At 68.5% G+C, this 21,883-nt stretch carries 22 protein-coding genes and 1 pseudogene; 6 read left to right on the plus strand and 17 right to left on the minus strand.

Annotated features, from left to right (window positions below):
* Positions 1 to 19: 19 nt before the first annotated feature.
* From D514_RS34640 to prmC, 8 genes are all read right to left on the minus strand, one after another.
* A complete protein-coding gene (locus tag D514_RS34640; protein ID WP_017830992.1) occupies positions 20 to 811 on the minus strand; it encodes a F0F1 ATP synthase subunit delta in 792 nt (263 codons plus the stop codon).
* The gene (locus D514_RS34645) at positions 811 to 1,365 is read right to left on the minus strand and encodes a F0F1 ATP synthase subunit B (RefSeq protein ID WP_017830993.1); all 555 of its coding nucleotides are present in this window, start codon (positions 1,363 to 1,365) and stop codon (positions 811 to 813) included. The genes D514_RS34640 and D514_RS34645 overlap by 1 nt, the downstream gene beginning before the upstream one ends.
* A 27-nt stretch (positions 1,366 to 1,392) precedes the next feature.
* Positions 1,393 to 1,629: an ATP synthase F0 subunit C gene (atpE, locus tag D514_RS34650; RefSeq protein ID WP_017830994.1), complete on the minus strand. Its 237-nt coding sequence runs from the start codon at positions 1,627 to 1,629 to the stop codon at positions 1,393 to 1,395.
* Between the two features lie 43 nt (positions 1,630 to 1,672).
* Positions 1,673 to 2,491 carry a F0F1 ATP synthase subunit A gene (gene atpB, locus D514_RS0119680; protein WP_051056608.1) on the minus strand — a complete coding sequence of 273 codons (819 nt, stop codon included), beginning with the start codon at positions 2,489 to 2,491 and terminating at the stop codon, positions 1,673 to 1,675.
* A gap of 111 nt (positions 2,492 to 2,602) precedes the next feature.
* Positions 2,603 to 3,121 (minus strand): hypothetical protein, encoded by a 519-nt coding sequence (locus D514_RS34655; RefSeq protein WP_017830996.1) that lies wholly within the window; start codon positions 3,119 to 3,121, stop codon positions 2,603 to 2,605.
* A complete protein-coding gene (locus D514_RS34660; protein WP_017830997.1) occupies positions 3,121 to 4,290 on the minus strand; it encodes an MraY family glycosyltransferase in 1,170 nt (389 codons plus the stop codon). Before D514_RS34660 ends, D514_RS34655 begins: the two co-directional genes overlap by 1 nt.
* Positions 4,287 to 5,021, minus strand: a complete 735-nt coding sequence (locus D514_RS34665) for an L-threonylcarbamoyladenylate synthase (protein ID WP_017830998.1) — start codon at positions 5,019 to 5,021, stop codon at positions 4,287 to 4,289. Before D514_RS34665 ends, D514_RS34660 begins: the two co-directional genes overlap by 4 nt.
* A gap of 52 nt (positions 5,022 to 5,073) precedes the next feature.
* Positions 5,074 to 5,934, minus strand: a complete 861-nt coding sequence (prmC, locus tag D514_RS34670) for a peptide chain release factor N(5)-glutamine methyltransferase (RefSeq protein WP_017830999.1) — start codon at positions 5,932 to 5,934, stop codon at positions 5,074 to 5,076.
* A 98-nt stretch (positions 5,935 to 6,032) separates the two neighbouring features.
* Here prmC and cysK point away from each other — a divergent pair, with 98 nt between their 5' ends.
* The 3 genes and pseudogenes from cysK to D514_RS39265 form a co-directional block, all read left to right on the plus strand.
* On the plus strand, positions 6,033 to 6,971 hold the full coding sequence (gene cysK, locus D514_RS34675; RefSeq protein ID WP_017831000.1) for a cysteine synthase A: 939 nt from the start codon (positions 6,033 to 6,035) through the stop codon (positions 6,969 to 6,971).
* A gap of 8 nt (positions 6,972 to 6,979) precedes the next feature.
* On the plus strand, positions 6,980 to 7,552 hold the full coding sequence (gene epsC, locus D514_RS34680) for a serine O-acetyltransferase EpsC (protein WP_017831001.1): 573 nt from the start codon (positions 6,980 to 6,982) through the stop codon (positions 7,550 to 7,552).
* A 178-nt stretch (positions 7,553 to 7,730) separates the two neighbouring features.
* Positions 7,731 to 7,835: pseudogene (locus tag D514_RS39265) on the plus strand (transposase); the annotation flags it as partial.
* Between the two features lie 15 nt (positions 7,836 to 7,850).
* On the opposite strand, the gene D514_RS34685 reads toward D514_RS39265, so the two are convergent.
* The 4 genes from D514_RS34685 to D514_RS34700 all read right to left on the minus strand — a co-directional run bounded on the left by D514_RS34685 (position 7,851) and on the right by D514_RS34700 (position 11,293).
* Positions 7,851 to 8,282, minus strand: coding sequence for a MepB family protein (locus D514_RS34685; protein WP_017831002.1), 432 nt, complete (start codon positions 8,280 to 8,282; stop codon positions 7,851 to 7,853).
* A 115-nt stretch (positions 8,283 to 8,397) separates the two neighbouring features.
* The gene (locus tag D514_RS34690) at positions 8,398 to 9,198 is read right to left on the minus strand and encodes a hypothetical protein (RefSeq protein WP_051056609.1); all 801 of its coding nucleotides are present in this window, start codon (positions 9,196 to 9,198) and stop codon (positions 8,398 to 8,400) included.
* A gap of 72 nt (positions 9,199 to 9,270) precedes the next feature.
* Positions 9,271 to 9,678: a phage holin family protein gene (locus D514_RS34695; protein ID WP_031206276.1), complete on the minus strand. Its 408-nt coding sequence runs from the start codon at positions 9,676 to 9,678 to the stop codon at positions 9,271 to 9,273.
* A gap of 70 nt (positions 9,679 to 9,748) precedes the next feature.
* Complete coding sequence (locus tag D514_RS34700; protein ID WP_017831005.1) at positions 9,749 to 11,293, minus strand: CitMHS family transporter; 1,545 nt, start codon at positions 11,291 to 11,293, stop codon at positions 9,749 to 9,751.
* Between the two features lie 156 nt (positions 11,294 to 11,449).
* On the opposite strand from D514_RS34700, the gene D514_RS34705 reads away from it, so the two are divergent.
* Together D514_RS34705 and D514_RS34710 are read left to right on the plus strand one after the other, a co-directional pair.
* Positions 11,450 to 13,105: a sensor histidine kinase gene (locus D514_RS34705; RefSeq protein WP_017831006.1), complete on the plus strand. Its 1,656-nt coding sequence runs from the start codon at positions 11,450 to 11,452 to the stop codon at positions 13,103 to 13,105.
* On the plus strand, positions 13,102 to 13,755 hold the full coding sequence (locus D514_RS34710; protein WP_017831007.1) for a response regulator: 654 nt from the start codon (positions 13,102 to 13,104) through the stop codon (positions 13,753 to 13,755). The genes D514_RS34705 and D514_RS34710 overlap by 4 nt, the downstream gene beginning before the upstream one ends.
* A 24-nt stretch (positions 13,756 to 13,779) precedes the next feature.
* On the opposite strand, the gene prfA is transcribed toward D514_RS34710, so the two are convergent.
* The 5 genes from prfA to lysA all read right to left on the minus strand — a co-directional run bounded on the left by prfA (position 13,780) and on the right by lysA (position 20,649).
* On the minus strand, positions 13,780 to 14,859 hold the full coding sequence (gene prfA, locus D514_RS34715) for a peptide chain release factor 1 (RefSeq protein WP_017831008.1): 1,080 nt from the start codon (positions 14,857 to 14,859) through the stop codon (positions 13,780 to 13,782).
* Positions 14,860 to 14,870: 11 nt separating this feature from the next.
* Entirely contained in the window at positions 14,871 to 16,796 is a 1,926-nt protein-coding gene (rho, locus tag D514_RS34720) for a transcription termination factor Rho (protein WP_186004854.1), read from the minus strand.
* A gap of 143 nt (positions 16,797 to 16,939) precedes the next feature.
* Entirely contained in the window at positions 16,940 to 17,902 is a 963-nt protein-coding gene (thrB, locus tag D514_RS34725; protein ID WP_031206278.1) for a homoserine kinase, read from the minus strand.
* Between the two features lie 2 nt (positions 17,903 to 17,904).
* Positions 17,905 to 19,209 (minus strand): homoserine dehydrogenase, encoded by a 1,305-nt coding sequence (locus tag D514_RS34730; RefSeq protein ID WP_017831011.1) that lies wholly within the window; start codon positions 19,207 to 19,209, stop codon positions 17,905 to 17,907.
* 21 nt (positions 19,210 to 19,230) lie between these two features.
* On the minus strand, positions 19,231 to 20,649 hold the full coding sequence (lysA, locus tag D514_RS34735; RefSeq protein WP_017831012.1) for a diaminopimelate decarboxylase: 1,419 nt from the start codon (positions 20,647 to 20,649) through the stop codon (positions 19,231 to 19,233).
* Between the two features lie 147 nt (positions 20,650 to 20,796).
* Between lysA and D514_RS34740 the strand changes: the two genes are divergently transcribed.
* Positions 20,797 to 21,843 carry a YihY/virulence factor BrkB family protein gene (locus D514_RS34740; protein WP_017831013.1) on the plus strand — a complete coding sequence of 349 codons (1,047 nt, stop codon included), beginning with the start codon at positions 20,797 to 20,799 and terminating at the stop codon, positions 21,841 to 21,843.
* Positions 21,844 to 21,883 lie beyond the last annotated feature (40 nt).

The following is a 21,883-nucleotide window of genomic DNA, read 5'->3' on the forward strand; positions in this document are numbered from 1 at the left end:
TTCCCCGCGCGAAGTCGTGTTAGCCCGCGAGCTTCTGGCGAAGGTCGGCGAGTCGTGCGGAGATGCTGCCGTCGATGACGTCATCGGCGATCTGCACGCGCAGGCCTCCGACGACGGCAGGGTCGATGACGACGTTGAGCGATACCTGACCGCCGTAGCGACGCGAGAGCGAGTCGGTGAGACGGGCGCGCTGTGCGTCTGTGAGGGCGGCTGCGGTGTGCACCGTGGCGACCACTCGACCGCGCTGGCTCGAGACGACACTCATCGCCCGGTTCAGCAGCCGTCGGACTCGACGCCCGCGCGGCTCGCGCACGAGCGACGTGATGATCAGCGTCGTCGCGGAGCCGGTGGAGCCTTCGGCCAGGAGACGCTCGACGAGCGCACTCTTGGCGTCTTCTCCGCCGACGCGGCTACCCAGAGCGAGTTCGAGCTCGGGGTTGGCCGCGATCACCCGGGAGAAGCCGAAGAGCTCCCCCTCGATGTCCGTTCCGGGCTCGGCGATCGCTGCCGCGCGGATCGCGAGCTCCTCGATACCGTCGACGAGTTCGCCCGCGTTGGACCAGCGTTCTGCGACGACGGTCTTCAGGACACCCTGGGCACCTGCGGAGAACCCGCCGAACACCGCGGCGACGACATCCTGTCGGGCCGCGGCGGGAGCGGAAGGATCAGCAAGCGCGCCGCTCAGCTGGGACGATGCACTCACGGCATGCGCGGCAGCGAACAGCTCCCGTGCGGTGTCGAGAGTGACGTCCTTCGCTGCGGCAAGCGTCTTGATGGATGCCGCGAGTGCCTGAGTGGTCGCGCTGCCCATTACTGAGCCGCCTTCTCGGATGCCTCGAGCTCGGCGAGGAAGCGATCGACGACAGCCGTCGCACGCGCGTCGTCGGAGAGCGTCTCGCCGACCACGCCACCGGCGAGGTCGATCGCGAGGGTTCCGACCTCGCTGCGCAGCGAGACGAGAGCGGTCTGACGCTCCGCTTCGATCTGCGTGTGCGCGGTGGCGGTGATGCGTGCGGCCTCGGTGGTCGCAGACTCCTTCGCCTCGGCGACGATCTTCTTGCCGTCCTCACGGGCGGCTTCGCGGATCTCACCGGCCTCGGTGCGCGCCTCAGCGAGCTGACGCGTGTACTCCTCGAGTGCCGCCTCCGCCTGCTTCTGCGCCTCGTCGGCCTTGGCGATGTTGCCCTCGATGGCGGCGGACCGCTCGTCGAGCATCTTCGTCAGACGGGGAAGGGCGACCTTCCAGACGACGACGAGGATGACGATGAACCAGAGGCCCGACCAGATGATGTCGTACCACGCAGGGATGAGGGGGTTGTTCGGCTCACCCTCTGCTGCGAGGTTCGTGACAAGAGCGTTCAGCATCCTGTCTCCTTCAGAAGTCGGTGAGGATTACGGGAAGGGGATGAATGCGACGGCGATGCCGACGAACGCAAGCGCCTCGGTGAAGGCGATACCGATCCACATGAGGACCTGGAGACGACCGGCCAGCTCGGGCTGACGAGCGACACCCTCGATGGTCTTGCCGACGACGATGCCGACGCCGATGGCCGGGCCGATGGCTGCGAGGCCGTAGCCGACCGCTCCGAGGTGACCGTTGATTTCAGCGAGAACCGTAGTAGCGTCCACGGGTTTTTCCTTTCGTTGGGTGGGAAGGCTGATGCCTGCCCGCTCAGTGCTCTTCTGCGACCGCGAGCTGGATGTAGACCGCGGTGAGGACGGTGAAGACGTATGCCTGGAGGACCGCGACCAGCATCTCGAAGAGAGTGAAGGCGCCACCGAAGGCGAGGGTTCCGACACCGAGTGCGGCCCAGCCGCCACCTGCGGTGAAGAAGAAGAACTGGGTCGCGGAGAACGCGAGGACCAGGATCATGTGCCCGACGACGAGGTTCATGAGAAGACGCAGCGTCAGCGTGACGGGGCGCAGGATGAACGTCGAGATGAGTTCGATGATCGCGACGATCGGCATCGCGGCGACCGGCACACCCTGCGGGAACAGGGAGTTCTTGAAGAACTTGAAGCCGTGTCGCTTGATGCCGGCGTAGATGAAGGTCACGTAGCTGACGACGGCCAGCGTGAGCGGCACCGCGACGATCGCCGTTCCCGGCATGTTCAGGAACGGGATGATGCCCGTGATGTTCATGAACAGGACCATGAAGAAGATCGTGGTCAGGATCGGCAGGAAGCGATCGCCGTCCTTGCGACCGAGCATGTCGTGGGCGACGTTGGTCCGGACGAAGCCGAGCCCCATCTCCACCAGGCTCTGGAAGCGGCCGGGGACGACCTTCATACGGCGAGTGCCGAGCCAGAGGATCAGAACCACGGCGATCACCGCGAGCAACTGGACCAGGTGGATCCGGTTGACGGGGATGGGGCCTACGTGGAAGAGGATCTCCGGAAAGAAATCGTCGATCGAAGGGCCGTGGAACTCGCCGTCGGAGGCGAGTCGGGGGGTCAGGGTCGCAGCAAGATTAAACAGCGCGGGCTCCAGCTTCGGGGCACCGGTCTAAACCGGGGCGACGATGGTCGGTGTGCTACACAGCGCAAGCGCTCGCGGGCGAGCGGCGGGCACGTATCAACAGTATCAGAATCTGAGGGTCGCCTAAGACCGCTGGCCACCCTCGACGGGTCCGTCTCCGATGTGATTCGCCGAGCCGGGCGCACGGTCTTCGGGAACCTCCGTCGGGAGGTTCGTGTCGCTGACGTTGGGCAGCCGCATGCTCGTGAGGACGATGACGTCGATCGCGAGCGACATCAGCACGCCGGCCACGATCGACAGGAAGAACACCATCGGCTGCAGCCACGGCTGACCGGCGAGCATGATCATCGCGACGACGAAGAGCCCGAGCTTGAGCAGCCAGCCACCCAGGACGATGGCGAAGAACAGCTGCACGTAGATCGGGTCGCCGTACCAGCGGTTCGCGATCAGGATGCTGATACCGGTGATCGCCAGGAAGACGGCGGCCAGGAGCACGCCGAGCAGACCGCTGACGAGCCCCTCCCCCTGAGCGACGAGGTAGCCGATGCCCCCGGCGATGATCGCGAGCACCACGGTGGCGACCGCCGACCAGATGAGGGTGCGACGCAGGATCGGCGTGCTGGAAACAGGACTCGGGCTCATCAGGACTCCACGGGTGTCGGATCGGGTTCGGCGCCCGCTGCGCTCTTCCTGCGGCGGGTGGGACTCAGCGTGACGACGAGGCAGGCGGCGATGCCCACGATGCCGAAGCCGACACCCGGCAGGTACTGGCCGGGCCAGTCCTCTCGGGCACCGACGTACATGAGCAGGACGGCGAGGGAGACCACGGCCGTCCAGGCGTAGAAGATGAGCACGGCGTCACGGTCGCGGTGACCCAGATCGAGCATGCGGTGATGCAGGTGCTTCCGGTCGGGCGAGAACGGCGATCGTCCCGCGCTCATGCGTCGGAGCACGGCGAGTCCGAAGTCCAGCAGCGGCAGCAGGACCACCAGCAGCGGGAGCAGGATCGGCAGGAAGGCGCCGACCAGCTGGGAACGCCCGAGCCGCTCGGGGTCGAGGGCGGACGGATCCATCTGCCCGGTGATCGCGATCGCCGATGTGGCCATCAGGAGGCCGATCACCAGTGCACCGGAGTCGCCCATGAAGATCTTCGCGGGGCTCCAGTTCAGCGGCAGGAAGCCGAGGCAGGCTCCGATGAGGACGGCGGCGATGAAGGTCGAGAGGTTGAAGTAGCTGGAGGCGCCGGAGTCGCGCGTGAAGATGTAGGAGTAGGCGAAGAACACGCCGTTCGAGATGAGGCACACACCGGCGACGAGCCCGTCGAGCCCGTCGATGAAGTTCACCGCATTCATCACGATGACGATCGCGAACATCGTGATCGTGATGCTCAGCCAGCTCGACACCACGATGAGGTCACCGAACGGCAGAGACAGGATCTGCAGTCCCCCACCGACCGTGATGACGCCGGCAGCGAGGAACTGCGCGCCGAGCTTGATCATCCAGTCGATGTCCCAGAGGTCGTCGACGACCCCGATGATCGCGATCAGCAGGGACGCGCCGAGGATCGACCACATGGTCTGCGGCGGCACCCAGATGCTCTGGAAGAACGGGTTCACCGCGGAGAAGCCGAACGCCGCGGCGATGGCGAGGAAGATCGCGACGCCGCCCAGTCGTGGCTTGGGGGTGGTGTGCACGTCCCGGTCGCGGATGGCGGGGTACAGCTTGAACCGGAGGCTCAGCTTCCACACCGCCCAGGTCAGCGCGAACGTGATCGCGGCGGTGAGGATGATCGTGAAGAGGTACTGCTTCACGAATCCCCGTCCTGCTCCTGCGCGTGCTCAGGGTCATGCTCGTGTCCGGCGTGATCCTCGGGCTCGAGGACGTCGCCGAGGACTTCCCGGAGCTGCTCCCTGGTCACGGCGCCGTCACGGAGGATGCGTACGGTCCCGGGTTCGGAATCCGCGCCGCGGCGCACCAGCGAGGTGGCATCCACGATGGTGGACGCGATGCCGTCCTTGCTCAGGCCGTCTGCGAGATAGACCGCGACGCTGTCACCCAGCATCTTCTCGGCGTCGTACGCCGAGATGGCCGCGGCTTCGCCCGTGAGGTTCGCGCTGGAGACGGCCAGCGGGCCGGTCTCCGCGAGCAGTTCGAGGGCGACCCGGCCCTCCGGCATGCGCACCGCGACCGTGCCGAGAGTCTCTCCCAGGTCCCACACCAGCGACGGCTGCGCGGGCAGCACGATCGTCAGTCCGCCGGGCCAGAATGCCTCGACGAGGCGCTCGACCGGCTCCGGAACGGACTCGGCCAGGGCGGCGAGCGTCTCCTTCGTGCCGATCAGCACGGGCGGCGGCTGATCCCGCCCGCGCCCCTTCGCATCGAGGAGGCGCTGGACGGCGGCCGGGGAGAAGGCATCGGCGGCGACGCCGTACACCGTGTCTGTGGGGATGACGATGAGGTCGCCACGGCCGATCGCCTGGCGCGCGTGGCGCATGCCGGCGAGGAGCTGCGACTCGTCGCTGCAGTCGAAGATGGTTGACATGACGGTTCGATTCTATGCGGCGCGGCCGGTGAGCACGCTCGGAGGTTGCTGATCAGGGTCGGAGCGCGGTGGTGGTGCGATCCCGGAGCGTCAGGTCCCGGTGCGTCGCCGGTGCGCGCCAGCCGTCGACCGTGAGGAGGTCCCTGATCGACTCGCCCTGCAGTTCGCCGTGCTCGATGACGAGGAGACCGCCGGGGCGCAGCAGCCGCAGGGCCCGTGAGCTGAGCACACGCACGATGTCGAGACCGTCCTCTCCCCCGTACAGCGCCATGGCCGGGTCGAACAGCCGCACCTCCGGATCGCGGGGAATGGCGGCATCGGGCACATACGGCGGATTCGAGATGACCACGGAGGCCGTGCCGTCGAGCTCCGGGAAGGCTTCCCCCAGGTCGGACAGCACCAGCGTGAGGTTGTCGACTCCCGCGACGTTGCGGCTCGCCCAGGCATGCGCGTCCTCGGAGAGCTCGGCGGCGAAGATGCGCGCGTGCGGCACCTCGGTGGCCATCGCGAGGGCGATCGCCCCGCTGCCGGTGCCGAGGTCGATGCCGACCGGTGCGGACTCCGGGGAGCTCAGCAGGGCGTCGATCGCGTACTGCACCACGGTCTCCGTCTCCGGACGGGGTACGAAGACGCCGGGGCCGACGGCGAGCTCGAGGTGACGGAACGGCGCGGTTCCGGTGATGTGCTGCAGCGGCTCCCTGGCTGCACGCCGCGTCACGGCCTCCTCGAGCGCCGACACCGCTGCGTCATCGATGCCGTCGCCACGGACGATCGCCGCCTGTACCTCGCCGCGTCGTCGTCCGAGGATGTGGCCGGCGAGCAGCTCTGCGTCGACGAGAGGGTCGGGCACTCCGACATCGGCCAGACGCTGGGCCGCCGTGCGGACGACCGCAGCGAGAGAGGTGTCAGACATGCCTTCCAGCGTAGAGTGCGAGCGGCCGTCACAAAGGCCTCCCCATAGGACCCCTCCCCTAGGCTGGTCCGCAGCGACCCCGCACAGGAAGGCTCATCATGCCCGGCATCCACTCCGACATCACGACCGCGTTCGGCAACACACCGCTCGTCCGCCTGAACCGGGTGACCGAGGGACTGGGTGCGACCGTCCTCGCCAAGCTCGAGTACTACAACCCCGCCTCGAGCGTGAAGGATCGCATCGGGATCGCCATGGTCAACGCCGCCGAGGCATCGGGTGAGCTCACGCCGGGCGGCACCATCGTGGAGTCCACGAGCGGCAACACCGGCATCGCTCTCGCGATGGTCGGCGCCGCGCGCGGCTACCGCGTGATCCTGACGATGCCCGCCTCCATGTCGAAGGAGCGCCGGGTCCTGCTGAAGGCGTTCGGCGCGCAGATCGTGCTCACCGACCCCACCAAGGGCATGAGCGGTGCGATCGAGGAGACCAAGCGCATCGTCGCCGAGACTCCCGGCGCCATCTGGATCCGCCAGTTCGAGAATGCCGCGAACCCCCAGATCCACCGCGAGACCACGGCGCAGGAGATCCTCCGCGACACCGACGGTGCGGTCGACATCCTGGTCGCGGGCGTCGGCACCGGTGGAACCGTCACCGGGACCGGGCAGGCGCTCAAGGCGGCGAAGCCCGGCATCCAGGTGATCGCGGTCGAGCCCAAGGACTCCCCGGTGCTCACCGAAGGACACCCCGGCCCGCACAAGATCCAGGGTATCGGCCCGAACTTCGTCCCCGGTGTGCTCGATCGCGAGGTGCTCGACGAGATCCTCACCGCCGAGTTCGACGAGTCCATCCGCGTCGCCCGTGAGCTCGCGGCCAAGGAGGGTCTCCTCGTGGGCATGTCATCCGGCGCCGCGGTCGCCGCCGCACTGAAGGTCGCGGCCCGACCGGAGAACACCGGCAAGACGATCGTCGTCATGATCCCCGACACCGGTGAGCGTTACATCTCCACCGCGCTGTTCGAGGATCTGCGCGAAGACTGAGACCGGCGATGGGCATGATCGGGCGGATGCGCGAGGACATCGCGGCCGCACGCCTTCGGGATCCGGCAGCGCGCAGCGCCGTCGAGGTCGCTCTGCTCTACCCCGGGCTGCACGCCGTCTGGGCGCACCGCGTCTCGCATGCGCTCTGGCGGCGCCGCCTGCGTCTGCTCGCACGCGCCGGCTCCCAGGTGTCGCGCTGGCTGACCGGGATCGAGATCCACCCCGGCGCGAACATCGGCCGTCGCTTCTTCATCGACCACGGCATGGGCGTGGTCATCGGCGAGACCGCCGTGGTGGGCGACGACGTGATGCTCTACCACGGCGTCACGCTCGGCGGACGCACACGCGCTTCCGGGAAGAGGCACCCCACGCTCGGAGACGGAGTGGCCGTCGGCGCCGGCGCCAAGATCCTCGGCCCCGTGACGATCGGGGCCGGCTCCGTGGTCGGTGCGAACGCCGTGGTCACTCGTGACGCCCCCGCCGACAGCGTCCTCGTCGGAGTGCCGGCGAAGCCGCGTCATCGCACGGTCGGCGAGGACACCAGGGCTCTGCTCACCGCGCCGGACCTCTACGCGATCTGAGTAGACGAGAACGGCGGACGCCCTAGGCGGTGTTGCCAGACACCTTCGGGCGCCTTGTGGGCGGGTGTTGGATGCGTGTCGCGTGATGCGATCTCTGACGAGGCCTGGGCTGTGATCGGCCCGCTGTTCCCGAACGTGAAGTCGACGGGACGGCCACCGGCGGATCGGCGCACCGTGGACGGGCGCGCCGTGGCGGGATGTTCCGGACCGGTTCGGGAGCTGGAACACGATCTACAAGACCTTCGACCGGTGGTCCGAGCAGGGCGGGTGGGCGCGGGTGCTGGACGACCCGGTGAGCTCAGAACTCCTGAAACGCGGGCGCTTGAGCGCTTTGCGTGGTCGCGGCCTGGGCATTCAAGCCCGCGCACCAGCTCGGATACACCCGGAACCCACGTTTGCCTGGCCGCCTTCCTGACGTGACGCCGAGCGCTGTCAGGTGCGCGCTGGTGAACCGGAACACCCCTCGCTGATCATGCTGTTCCACGAAGACAAGCAGCCCCGCTGCGGGATCGGCATCGCTGAACGGCACTGTGTTCCCCTCCGCGTCCCTTTGCCAGAACGCGACGAAGGCCCCCGGTTTGGTCGGAGTGTTCCGCGCTGTGCGAATATGCCAAGCCTCTTCGCCTATCTGGACAATCCCGGACTCATAGTCGCTGTTCTGGGTCTCGGGGATGACTTCAGCGGTCACGCCCACCTCCGCCGAGTAGACCGCGAAGGCGTTGAACTGCATGCAGCCACGCTATCTTGCCGAGCCACCAGCCCGGGCCCAGGCACCACACACCTATAGCAATACGGCCTAGCAGCCCGACAACCAGGACCGTGATTGCGACGAAACCCGGAGCCGACTACTCGACAAGGTGGGCAAAGTCTTCGGTGTATCCGAGTATCAATATCGGGGAGGTGGCAAGCGTGGCTTCTAGCCGCTGCCAAGCGCTGCTCTCCTGCTGTCCATAGAGGTGTTTGAGGTCCTCTACCAACGCCGGAACGTCTTGATCGGTGGTGCTGTCGAGTTGGCGGACGAACCCGAGCGTCGACGCGCCGATTCCGAAGAGCACGTAGTTGTGGCGTTCGCAGATGCGTTTCACTACCGCACGGAGCTGAAATGGATTCCAGTCAACCGAGAAGTACCCGTTTGGGATGTTCGCAAGCAGATCGTCATGATGCCGGCCGGGGAGGCACTGCACGACATGCGCATCGTCGAGCAGCAGATCAGGCTGGCGGTTGAGGTCCGACAGCGCATCAATGTCGGTTTCGCTGGTCGTGAGCTCGCCACGCAACTGCTCCCACGCAACCATTCTGCCCAGATCGCGAAGCGCCCGCCCTGTGGCTTCGAAGAGCGCTGCTTCGTACGCGTCGACCGCTTCCGCATCGTTATCGTCGGGGTAATCAAGATCATCGCCGAAGCCGTGCTCGTTCGCTGCGTGTCCGCTCGTATAGAGACACTGATTCAGGTCGTCCAAGGTCACGAAGCTGCGCCCATTGGCAACCTGTCCAGCGCCGACCTGCTGGAATGCGTCAAACAGCTCAGCGAACGACGACGCCCCCTTGATCAGCGCGACACTGAACCGGTCAAGACCCCGGCGTCCGTCAACTGTGGGGAGTGCGACGAGCTCCAACCGCGATTGTTCTCGCCCTTCAAATTTCATCGATACCGACTACGCACAGCGAGACGAGCTGATCCGACAGCCACAAAGGGACAGCCACTTTAGCAACACGCCCTAGCGGCGTTGGCCCTTGACCGCCGCGACCTTCTTACGCAGGAAGAGGAGCGGGAGCAGCACGCTGCCGAGCGCCGTGATCAGCCAGACGATGACCGCACCGAGCAGCCACCCGGTCAGATCGGTGATCCGCAGCCCGCCGATGGGCAGCAGCACGACGACGACGAGGGAGATCAGCGTCGAGAAGATCCCGATACCGCCCATCAGCACCGGCGCGTAGCGGTTGGCCATCTTGCCGACCCAGGGCGCGAGCACGCTCTGCAGGATCGCGAAGATCAGGATGCAGATGACGAAGCCCCACCACTTGTCCCATTCGATCGTGAAGCCGTCGAGGAGGAGGTCAGCGGCGATCAGGCCGAGACCGGCGGACACCACGTAGAGCAGGCCGCGGAACAGGAAAGTGATCACGGGCCGAGCATAGCGCTGTGCACGCACGATGGTGGGGAGCACGGCGTCCGCGCTCCCCACCACCGGAGCGTCACTGCGCCACGAAGAACGGGACGGCTCCGGTCAGGATGCCGACGCCGAGCATGACCAGCGAGACGATCGTGGCGCGCCACAGCACCTTGCGGTGGTGGTCACCCAGGTTCACGCTCGCGAGCGACACGAGCAGCAGGATGGCGGGTACCAGCGGACTCTGCAGGTGCACGGGCTGGCCGGTGATCGACGCCCGCGCCATCTCCACGGGATCGATGCCGAAGTTCGCGGCGCTCTGGGCGAGCACCGGGAGGATGCCGAAGTAGAACGCATCGTTCGACATGAAGAACGTGAACGGGATCGAGAGCACACCGGTGATCGGCGCGAGGAACGGACCGAGCGCCGGCGGGAGCACGTCGGTGATCCACGTGGCCATCGCATCGACCATCCCGGTGCCGGTGAGCACGCCGACCAGGACTCCGGCGGCGATCACCATGGAGACCACGCCCACGATGCTCGGTGCGTGCGCGACGATCTCCGAGGCCTGTTCCTTGATGCCACGGAAGTTGATGACGAGCGCGAGGCCCGCTCCCACCATGAACACGTACGGCAGCGGCAGGATGTCGAGCACCAGCAGCACCATGACCGCGACGGTGAGAGCGAGGTTGAACCAGATGAGCTTCGGCCGGAGGGTGGGCCGTTCAGGGTCCAGCATCGTGTCGGCCATGGCCGTGTCCGCGGGATCGACGCTCGCGGCGGAGACGGGAGCGTGTCCGCCGGCGACGACCACGAGGTTGCCGGTGCGCAGCGAGGCGCGCGCACCCGGCTTCGGCTCTGCCCCGCGGAAGATCTTCGGCACCGTGGAGAGCGTCCCGCCGTCGGCGCCGACCAGCAGCCCCTCGGAATCCAGGCGACCGAGTCGCCGGCGCTCCTGCAGGCCCAGGATCCATGCGAAGCCGAGGGTCACGACGATCCCCGCTCCGAGCGCCGGCAGCATCGGCACGAAGATGTCTGTCGGCTGCAACCCCAGGGCCGTCGCGGCGCGCACGGTGGGTCCGCCCCACGGCACGATGTTCAGCGTGCCGTTCATGAGGCCGGCCACGCAGGTCAGCACGACGGGACTCATCCCCAGACGCAGGTAGATGGGCAGCATCGCCGAGGTCGTGATGATGAAGGTCGTCGAACCGTCGCCATCGAGCGACACCGCTCCGGCGAGGATCGCGGTGCCGAGCACGACCTTGGCCGGGTCGTCACCGAGCAGGCGCGTGATCAGCCGGATGAGCGGGTCGAACAGGCCCACGTCGATCATGATGCCGAAGAACATGATCGCGAACATCAGCAGGGCCGCGGTCGGTGCCATCGCGCCGATCGAGTCGAGGATCATGTCGCCGAGGCCGAGGCCTGCTCCCGCGAAGAGGCCGAAGACGGTCGGTACGAGGATCAGCGCGACCATCGGGGTGAGGCGCTTGGTCATGATGAGCGTCATGAACGCGAGCACCATCGTGAATCCGAGGAGCACCAGCACCCACTCGGGCGGCACGAACGCCACGTCGTAGGTTGGCGCCTCTTCGGCGGCCGCGAACAGGCCGGTGAGTGCGTCGGGCATCGCGTTGACTCCTTCGTCGTGGCTCCGTCGTCCGTGACGGATCCCGATGAGACTAGGCAATCCGCGCGCTCAGGGAGCGGTATCCCGCATTCCCTTGCGTTGTGCGCGTAGCGTGGGTTCTGCGCATATTGCGCGAAGGACTACGGGAGAAGCGCGGTGCCGAGGACGACGTCGACCAGACCACGGTTCGCCACGCGTGCCCTGCTGCTCCAGCTCGCCACGGTGACCCTCGTCGTCGCCCTGTGCACCGGCGTGTATCTGCTCCTCACCCTGCAGCAGCTTCGCGCCGAGGCCGAGTCGACCGCTCTGGGCATCGCCCGCACGCTGGCAGAGGATCCGCAGGTTCGCGCCGAGGTCGCCCGCATCTCGCTCGCCGAAGGAGCGCTCGACGCAGAAGAACTCCGCGACGGCGAACTGCAGCGCCTCGCGTCCGAGGTCACCGCCCGCACCGGCGCCCTGTTCGTCGTGATCACCGACGACAATGGCATCCGTCTCGCTCATCCCACCCCCTCCCGCATCGGCGAAGAGGTCAGCACGCCGTACGAGGCCGTGCTCGCCGGCGCCGAGGTGGTCGACTGGCAGACCGGAACGCTCGGCGAATCCGCGCGCGCGAAGGTCCCGGTCCGTGACGCCTCCGGCTCCCCGGTGGGAGAGATCAGCGTCGGGTTCGAGCGGGCAGGCGTCTTCGACGACCTGCCACCGCTTCTGGCGATGATCGCAGGCACCGCCGCCGGTGCGCTCGCGCTGGCGGTCGTCGCGTTCCACCTGCTCCGGCGGCGCTGGGAGCGGCTGACCCTCGGCGTCCAACCGGAGGAGCTCGTCGCGCTCGTGCAGAATCAGACCGCCGTGCTCGACGGCGTGGACGACGGGGTGCTCGCGGTCGACACCCGAGGTGTGGTGCGCGTGAGCAACGCCGCCGCCGATCGCCTGCTCGGCCTGGACGAACCTGTCGGGCGGTCCATCGACGAGCTCGGACTCGCCCCGGCGGTCCTCGATGCGGCGACCGGCGACCGCACTCGCTCGAGTGCCATCGTCGGAGACCGGATGCTCTACCTCGACTCGCGACCCGTGGTGCGCGATGGCCAGGCGCTCGGCGACGTGCTGATCGTGCGTGATCGCACGGATCTGGTCGCCCTGACCGAGCGCCTGGAGACCGTCAGGACGATGACGGCGGCTCTGCGCGTGCAGCGGCACGAGTTCGCCAACCGCATGCACGTGGCCGCCGGGCTCATCGACGCCGACCGGGTGCCGCAGGCCCGGGCGTTCCTGGGCGAGCTCGTGGACCGCGGCCCCGTGGCGTTTCCCGTCGTGGGACTCGACCTCGTGGGCGACCCCTTCCTGCACTCGTTCCTCGGCGCCAAGGGGGTGGAGGCGGGAGAGCGCGGCGTCGCCCTCCGGATAGCGGAGGACACCCAGCTGATCGGCACCGTGCAGGAGGCGGAGGACGTCGCGGCCGTGCTCGGCAACCTGATCGACAACGCGGTGACCGCCGCCGTCTCGGGTGAGCGGACCCCGCGCTGGGTCGAGGTGGCACTGCTGGATGACGGCGATGCCCTCGTGTTCACCGTCTCCGACTCCGGACCCGGCCTCGGAGGCATCGAGCCGTCGCCTGCACAGCCGAGGGAGGGGACCACGGACGACGACGTGCACGGGCATGGCATCGGCCTCCCCCTCTCCACCGAGATCGCCCGTCGCAGCGGCGGGGACCTCTGGGTCATCGATCAGGGCGGTGCCGACAGCGGTGCGGTGTTCGCCGCGCGCATCGGCGGAGCCGTGGCACGGACCTCACCCGACGAGAAGGAGAACACATGACCGAGCCTGTACGCGTGCTCATCCTCGACGATGATTTCCGGGTGGCCCAGCTGCACCAGGGCATCGTGGACGATCATCCCGGCTTCGCCGTGACGGGAGCGGTGCGCTCTCTCGCGGAGGCCCGCGACAGCGTGCGCGCGTCTCGCCCCGATCTCCTGATCGCCGACGTCTTCCTTCCCGACGGGGACGGCATCGCGCTCGTGCGGGAATCCGGGATCGACGCGATCCTCATCTCCGCGGCCGACGACGCCGCCACGGTGCGCAGGGCACTGCGCTCCGGGGCGCTGGGCTATCTCGTGAAGCCGTTCGAAAGACGAGCACTGTCGAGCCTCCTCGATCGCTACATCCGCTATCGCAATCTCCTCAGCGGTGACCGCGCACTGCGGCAGGAGGACGTGGACCGAGCTCTGGCGATCCTGCACGGTGCGGGTGAGCCCGTGTCGATCTCGCGCTCGGCGACGGAGCAGCTCGTTCTCGCCGCGCTCGGCGACGGTGAGGCTTCGGCCGCAGAGGTCGGCGAACGCGTCGGGATCTCCCGCGCGACCGCGCAGCGGCACCTGGCGGCGCTGGCCGCCAGGACCATCGTGGAGGTGCGCCTCAACTACGGCTCGACCGGACGCCCCGAGCATCGGTACGCCGCCCGCACCTGAGCAGCCGACGCGTGAGAGCGTCCGTCAGGAGTCGGAGCCGACCGCGGCGAGCCGTGCTTCCTCGTCGGCGGTGATGGCGCTCTCGATCAGCGGATCGAGCGCTCCATCCATGACCTGATCGAGGTTGTACGCCTTGAACCCGGTGCGGTGATCCGCGATCCGGTTCTCAGGGAAGTTGTACGTGCGGATGCGCTCCGAGCGGTCCATGCCCCGGATCTGCGAGCGGCGGGCGTCGGATGCCGCGGCGTCGAGCTCCTCCTGCTGACGCGCGAGCAGTCGGGCACGCAGCACGCGCATTCCGGCCTCGCGGTTCTGCAGCTGAGACTTCTCATTCTGCATCGAGACGACGATGCCCGTCGGCACGTGCGTGATGCGCACCGCGGAGTCCGTGGTGTTCACGGACTGCCCACCGGGACCAGAGGAGCGGAAAACGTCGATCTTGAGATCGTTCTGGTCGATGTGGATCTCCTCCGGCTCATCGACCTCGGGAAAGACGAGCACGCCGGTGGTCGACGTGTGGATGCGCCCCTGCGACTCGGTCGCCGGCACACGCTGCACGCGATGCACGCCGCCCTCGTACTTCAGGTGCGCCCAGACGCCCTGAGCGGGATCGGAGGACGAGCCCTTGATCGCGACCTGGACATCCTTGTAGCCGCCCAGGTCGGACTCGTTGCGTTCGAGCAGCTCCGTCTTCCACCCCTTGGAGGCCGCGTACTGGATGTACATGCGCAGGAGGTCCGCCGCGAACAGCGCGGACTCCGCACCGCCCTCCCCCGCCTTGATCTCCATGATCACGTCGCGGGCGTCGTCCGGGTCACGCGGGATCAGCAGACGCCGCAGACGCTCCTGCGAGGCCTGCAGCTCCTCCTCCATCGCCGGGATCTCCGCGGCGATCGACTCGTCCTCGCGAGCGAACTCACGAGCGGTCTCCAGATCGTCGGTCGCAGCGACCCACGCTTCGTAGGCGGCGACGATGCGCGACAGCTCGGCGTAGCGGCGGTTGACGCGCTTCGCTCGGGCGGCGTCGGCGTGCACCGCCGGGTCGGAGAGCTCCTCCTGCACCCGGCGATGCTCGTCGATCAGAGTCTGGACGGACTCGAACACGGCTCGGCCGCTCAGCGGATGTTGTTGTCGTGCCCGTGCGCGCCCGAGGGGAGCGTCGGGATCGACTTCTGCATCTGCACGAGGAACTCGACGTTGGAGTTGGTCTCCTTGAGCTTGCCGAGCACGACCTCGAGGGCCTGCTGCTGGTCGAGGCCGGCGAGGGCGCGACGCAGCTTCCACGTGATCTTGACCTCGTCGGCCGAGAGCAGCATCTCTTCGCGGCGGGTGCTCGACGCGTTGACGTCGACGGCCGGGAAGATGCGCTTGTCGGCGAGCGAGCGCGACAGGCGCAGCTCGCTGTTGCCGGTGCCCTTGAACTCCTCGAAGATGACCTCGTCCATCTTGGAACCGGTCTCGACGAGCGCGGTCGCGAGGATGGTGAGCGATCCACCGTTCTCGATGTTGCGCGCGGCACCGAAGAAGCGCTTGGGCGGGTACAGCGCCGAGGCGTCGACGCCACCGGTGAGCACACGACCCGAGGCCGGGGCGGCGAGGTTGTACGCGCGTCCGAGGCGGGTGATCGAGTCGAGCAGCACGACGACGTCGCGGCCCAGCTCGACCAGGCGCTTGGCGCGCTCGATAGCGAGCTCGGCGACCGTGGTGTGGTCCTCAGCGGGGCGATCGAAGGTCGAGGCGATGACCTCTCCCTTCACCGTGCGCTCCATGTCGGTGACCTCTTCCGGGCGCTCGTCGACGAGCACGACCATGAGGTGGACCTCGGGGTTGTTCTGCGCGATCGCGTTGGCGATCTGCTGCAGGACGATGGTCTTACCCGCCTTGGGCGGCGCGACGATGAGGCCGCGCTGGCCCTTGCCGATCGGGGCGACCAGGTCGATGATGCGCTGGGTCAGCTTCTCAGGGGCCGTCTCCAGACGCAGACGCTCCTGCGGGTAGAGCGGCGTGAGCTTGCCGAACTCCACGCGGGTGGCGGCGTCGTCGACCGAGAGGCCGTTGATCGAGTCGACCTTGACCAGCGCGTTGTACTTCTGGCGACCCTGCTGCTCGCCCTCGCGGGGCTGCTTGATCGAGCCGACGACGGCGTCGCCCTTGCGCAGGTTGTACTTCTTCACCTGTCCGAGGGACACGTACACGTCGCTGGGACCGGCGAGGTAGCCGGTCGTGCGGACGAAAGCGTAGTTGTCGAGCACATCGAGGATGCCGGCGATCGGGATCAGGACGTCGTCCTCGCCGATCTCGGTGTCGAATTCGTCGGTCGGGGTGCCGCTACGGCGCTTGTTGCGCTGACGGTTGCGGTTGTTGCCGCCGGCCTGGTCATCGTCAGCCGCCGGCTGCGCCTGCTGCTGCTCCTGCGCGGCGCCGTTCTGCCCGCGTCCGCGATTGCGGCTGCGGCTGCGGTTGCGACCGCGACCGCCCTGCTCCTCGCCACCGTCGGAGGAGTCGGAGTCGTTGTTCTGCGAGGTCTCCGCGGGAGCCGCTTCGGAGGCGGACTCCGCTGACTGCTCCGCGGCGGGTGCCTCGGCATCTGCGGCGGGCTTCTGCGCACCGCGGCGTCCACGCCCGGTCGTCTTGGGGGCGGGCTCGGCAGGGGCCTCGGCGGGTGCCGCCTCGGGGGCGGGCGCTTCCGCAGCAGCGGTGTCGGCGGCCGGAGCCTCGGCGTCGGCCTTCTTGGCGCGGCTGCGACGCGGCGCCTTCGCCTTGGGCGCGGCCTCGGTGGGCTCCGCACCTGCGGATGCCGTCTCGGGGGCGGCGGCTTCGGGCGCAGCATCCGACTTCGCGGCCTTCTCGGCCTTCGCCGCTTCGGCCTTCTCGGCCTTGGCTGCCGCCGTGGCGGTGCTGGCGCGACGCGGTGCGCGCTTGCGCGCCGGTGCGGACTCGGTGGCCGACTCCGCGGATGCCGCGGGTGCTTCGGCGATGGGCGCCGACTGGTCGTTCTGGGTCTCGGAGAGGTTCTCCACGAGTACTCCCTTATATGTCATGGGGAATGAGCGTTGAACGCACACAACGGGTGCTGCGCGCGATCGCACGGGCTGACGCTCGGCGCCAGCCAGCCTCGGCACTTGTGCCACAGGGATTTGCGTGCGGGTCTTGCAAGAGTTGCAATGGGGCCAGATTCACGCAGTTACGTGGAGCCCTCCGCTCGAGTCCCCACTGTACCACCACGGACGTCGACTGCGAGCAGGAGCGCCTCCCACGGGGTGTCGGTGACTCGATCGGCCAGCTCGACCGCGTCCTGGCGACTGCCCGGCCCGTCTGCGAGCACGAGCACGCTGGGGCCCGCTCCCGAGACGACGGCGGCGAAGCCCGCTGCGCGCAGCGCCTGCACCAGACGCTGCGTCTCGGGCATGGCTCCTGCCCGGTAGTCCTGATGGAGCCGGTCGGCGGTGGCGTCCAGGAGCAGCTCGGGGCTCTGCATGAGCGCGGCGATCAGCAACGCGGAGCGCGAGACGTTGAACACGGCGTCCGCGGTGGAGACCTGCGGCGGCTGCAGCGACCGCGCCTGTGATGTCGACATCGTGTACGCGGGAACGAGCACGAGGGGTGAGACGCCACGGTGCACGAGCAGCTTCTTGTGCTGGGGTCCGCGCTCGGACATCCAGGCGATCGTGAGACCGCCGAAGAGTGCCGGCGCGACGTTGTCGGGATGGCCTTCGAGCTCGGTCGCGAGGCGGAGGAGGTCGGTGTCGCCGATCTCGACATCGCCCTCGAGCAGACCCTTCGCGGCGAGCACTCCTGCGGCGACGGCGGCGCCGGAGGAACCGAGCCCTCGCCCGTGCGGCACGGCGTTCTCGGCGACGATGCGCAGCCCGGGGACCGGACGCCCGGCGTCGGCGAAGACGTAGGCGATGGTGCGCACGATCAGGTTCGACTCGTCGCGCGGGATCTCGCTCGCGCCGGAGCCCGTCACCTCGATCTCGAGCCGACCAGCGGGCAGCGCGGTCACCTGAAGGGTGTCGTAGACGCTGAGAGCCAGGCCCAGCGTGTCGAAACCGGGGCCGAGGTTCGCGCTGGTCGCAGGAACCCGCACCTCGACGGTGCGGCCTTCGACCGCACCGTCCGACGCGGTCGCGGAGGCTGCCGCCATCGTCACTCGCCTTCCACCCGGAGCACGGAGACCACACGGGCGACGACCTCGCTGTCGGCGAGAGTCTCGACCGTGGCGCTGAGCGCCTGCTCAGTGGCGCGGTGGGTGCCGATGATGAGACGTGCAGTCGGCTCGTCCTCTCCCTCGACCGTCTGCACGACCGTCGCGACCGAGACGCCGCCGTCGCTGAGGATGCCGGCGACCGTGGCGAGCACGCCGGGCGCGTCGGCGACCTCGAGAGTGATCTGGTAGCGGGTGGTGACGTGGCCGATGGGGACGACGGGGAGGTTCGCGCGGGTCGACTCCCCCACTCCCACACCGCCGGCGATGTGACGGCGGGCGGCGGAGACGACGTCGCCGAGCACGGCGGATGCGGTCTGCACTCCCCCGGCTCCTGCTCCGTAGAACATGAGGGATCCGGCGGCCTCGGCCTCGACGAACACCGCGTTGTTGGCGCCGTGCACGGAGGCGAGCGGGTGCGACGCGGGCACGAGGGCCGGGTACACCCGGACCGAGATCGACTCGGCACCGTTCGCCTCGATCCGCTCGCACACGGCGAGCAGCTTGATCACGAAACCGGCGGCGCGTGCCTCTTCGATCATGGATGCCGTGATCGAGGTGATGCCCTCGCGGTAGACGGCTTCCAGCGGGACAGCGGTGTGGAACGCGAGGCTCGCCAGGATCGCCGCCTTCTGCGCGGCGTCGTAGCCCTCGACATCCGCCGTCGGATCGGCCTCGGCGTAACCCAGACGCTGCGCGTCGGCGAGCACGTCGGCGAAGTCGGCGCCCTCGGTGTCCATCCGGTCGAGGATGTAGTTGGTGGTGCCGTTCACGATGCCCATGATGCGCACCACGCGGTCGCCGGCGAGCGAGTCGCGCAGCGGGCGGATGATCGGGATCGCGCCGGCGGCTGCGGCCTCGTAGTACACGGAGGCACCGACGCGGTCGGCGGCCTCGAACAGCTCGGGGCCGTGCGTTGCCAACAGCGCCTTGTTGGCGGTGACGACATCGGCGCCGGAGCCGATCGCCTGAAGGATGCTCGTGCGCGCCGGCTCGATGCCGCCGATGAGCTCGATCACGATGTCGGCGCCCAGGATCAGCGACTCGGCGTCGGTGGTGAAGAGCTCCTTGGGCAGGTCGACGTCACGCGGAGCGTCCACGTCGCGCACGGCGATGCCGGCGAGCTCCAGCTCAGCACCGGCACGGTCGGCGAGCTCATCGCCGTGGCGCAGCAGGAGCGCCGCGACCTGAGAGCCGACGGCTCCGGCACCCAGCAGCGCCACACGAAGTCGTCGGTAGTCAGTCATGGTTACTCCTTCGGAGGTGGGTCATTGGTCTCCCTCGGGGGCGATCGCCCCGTCGATGCCCGCGTCGCGGGCCAGCACGTCATCGATGGTCTCGCCACGGACGATGACCGTCGAGCGCCCGCCGCGCACGGCGACGACAGGAGGACGCGGGACATGGTTGTAGTTGCTCGCGAGCGAGACGCAGTACGCACCGGTGGCCGGCACAGCGAGAAGGTCGCCCGGCACGAGGTCTTCGGGCAGGTACTCGTGATCGACGACGATGTCACCGGACTCGCAGTGCTTGCCCACCACGCGGCTGAGGCGGGGCTCGCCCTCTCCGACGCGCGAGGCGAGGCGAGCCGAGTACTGCGCGCCGTAGAGGGCCGGACGCGCGTTGTCGCTCATTCCGCCGTCGACGCTGATGTAACGGCGCACGGCTCCGGAATCGATCGTCACGTCCTTCGTGGTGCCGACCTCGTAGATCGTCACACCGGCCGTGCCGACGATGGCGCGCCCCGGTTCGAACGACAATGCCGGGACGGGGATGCCCCTGGCCGCGCAATCCTCGGCCACCGCGGTGACGATGGCGGCGGCCAGTCCCTCGATCGGAGTCGGGTCGTCGACCCGCGTGTAGGCGATGCCGAACCCGCCGCCGAGGTTGAGCTGCGGCACCGGTCCGTCCGCGAGCAGGGACGCGTGCAGGTCGAGCACGCGGGACGCCGATTCGCGGAAACCTGCGACGCCGAAGATCTGCGAGCCGATGTGGCAGTGCAGGCCAGCGAACACCAGGCCGGGAATCTCGCGGATGCGTGCCACCGCCCGCTCGGCGTCCGGGAAGGGGAAGCCGAACTTCTGGTCCTCGTGCGCCGTGGCGAGGAAGTCGTGGGTCTCGGCGTGGACGCCGCTAATCACGCGCACCAGCACACGCTGCGTCGCTCCGGTGCGGGCGACGATGGCCGCGAGCCGCTCGATCTCGATGGCGCTGTCGACGATGATCGTGCCCACGCCCACCTCGACCGCCCGCTCGAGCTCGGCCACCGACTTGTTGTTGCCGTGGAAACCGAGAGAGGCCGGTGCGACTCCGGCGGCGAGGGCGACGGCGAGCTCTCCCCCGGTGCACACGTCGACGCGCAGTCCCTCGTCGACGACCCAGCGCGCGACCGTGGTGCAGAGGAAGGCCTTGCCCGCGTAGTACACCTGCGCCGTGGTGCCGTTCTCGGCAGCCGCCTGGTCGAAGGCGAGCCGGAACCGCCGCGCACGGCCGCGCACCTCGTCCTCGTCGAGCACGAGCAGCGGGGTGCCGTAGGTGCGGGCGAGCGTGGTGGCGCTGACGCCCGCGATATCGATCGCACCATCGGCGTCCCGCGTCGCGGAGGCCGGCCAGACGCCGTCGGCGAGATCGTTCGCGTCTTCAGGGACGGCAAGCCATTCCGGAGCGAGCGAATCGGCAGGGAGAAGCACTGATCACCAATCGTGGGAAGGATCTCGGGCAGGGCGCGCACATCGAGGTTGACCCGATTCTAGGGCACCGGCCCCGCCACCTTCGTCACGGCGACGCGCGGCGTCAAGCCCCTGCATCCTGTCATCGTCGCCTCTTAGGGTGGGGTCGTGACGAACAGCGAAACACGAACAGACTCCCCGGCGCGTCCGGGTCTCATCGCGCGCATCACCGGGCCGCTGATCGCCTGGGCGCTCGCACGTCGCCCGGTGCGCGCTGCGCTGCTGTACATCGAACGCCGCGGCCCCATGCTCGCCGACAGCGTCACGTACCGCGCGCTCTTCAGCGTGTTCGCCGGCGTGCTGCTGGGCTTCTCGATCGCTGCACTCTGGCTCGCCGGGAACCCGGTCGCGTGGCAGGCGATCATCGACGCGGTGCAGTCGGCGGTGCCGGGGCTGATCGGCGAGGACGGTGTGATCAAGACCGAGGACCTGCGCGCACCGGCCTCGCTGTCGATCGCCGGCATCATCTCGCTCGTCGCGCTCGTGGGCGCGGCGCTCGGAGCCATCGGCTCCCTGCGCGCAGCCGTGCGCGTGCTGGCGGGGACCCTGCAGGACGACATCCTCTGGATCTGGGTGATCTTGCGCAACCTCGCGCTCGCGATCGGAATCGGTCTCGCCTTCGTCGCCTCGGCTTTCCTCACCTTCGCCGGCCAGCTCGGCATCGTGTGGATCACCGGCCTGCTCGGACTCCCCGAGGACTCTCCGGTGGCCGCGTGGACGGTGCGCCTGGTGTCGCTCCTCGTCGTGTTCGCGCTCGACGCGGTGATCATCATCGGCGTGTTCCTCCTGCTCTCCGGTGTCCGCCCGTCAGCACGGTCGCTCTGGTCCGGCGCGCTGCTGGGTGCGCTCGGTCTGCTGGCCTTGCAGGAGCTGTCGGGCCTCTTCGTGGGCGGCGCCACCAGCAACCCGCTCCTGGCCTCGTTCGCCTCGCTGCTCGCGCTGCTGATCTGGCTGAACTTCTCCGCTCAGGTGATGCTGTTCGCCTGCGCCTACATCGTGACCGCCGACGAGGAGAGCACCGACCGCGTGCACGCGAGGTTCGCGGCGACCACGTTCCCCGAGCGACGGCTGCAGCGCGCAGAGGTCGAGGTGCAGATCGCCACGGCCGAGCTCCGCGCGGCGCAGAAGGCGGCGGCCGCCGACGCGGGTTCCTGATCCGCGCACCTAGTTGTGACCAGATCATCTAAACTGGTCA

The sequence above is a fragment of the Microbacterium sp. UCD-TDU genome, assembly GCF_000340625.1.
Taxonomy (GTDB): domain Bacteria; phylum Actinomycetota; class Actinomycetes; order Actinomycetales; family Microbacteriaceae; genus Microbacterium; species Microbacterium maritypicum.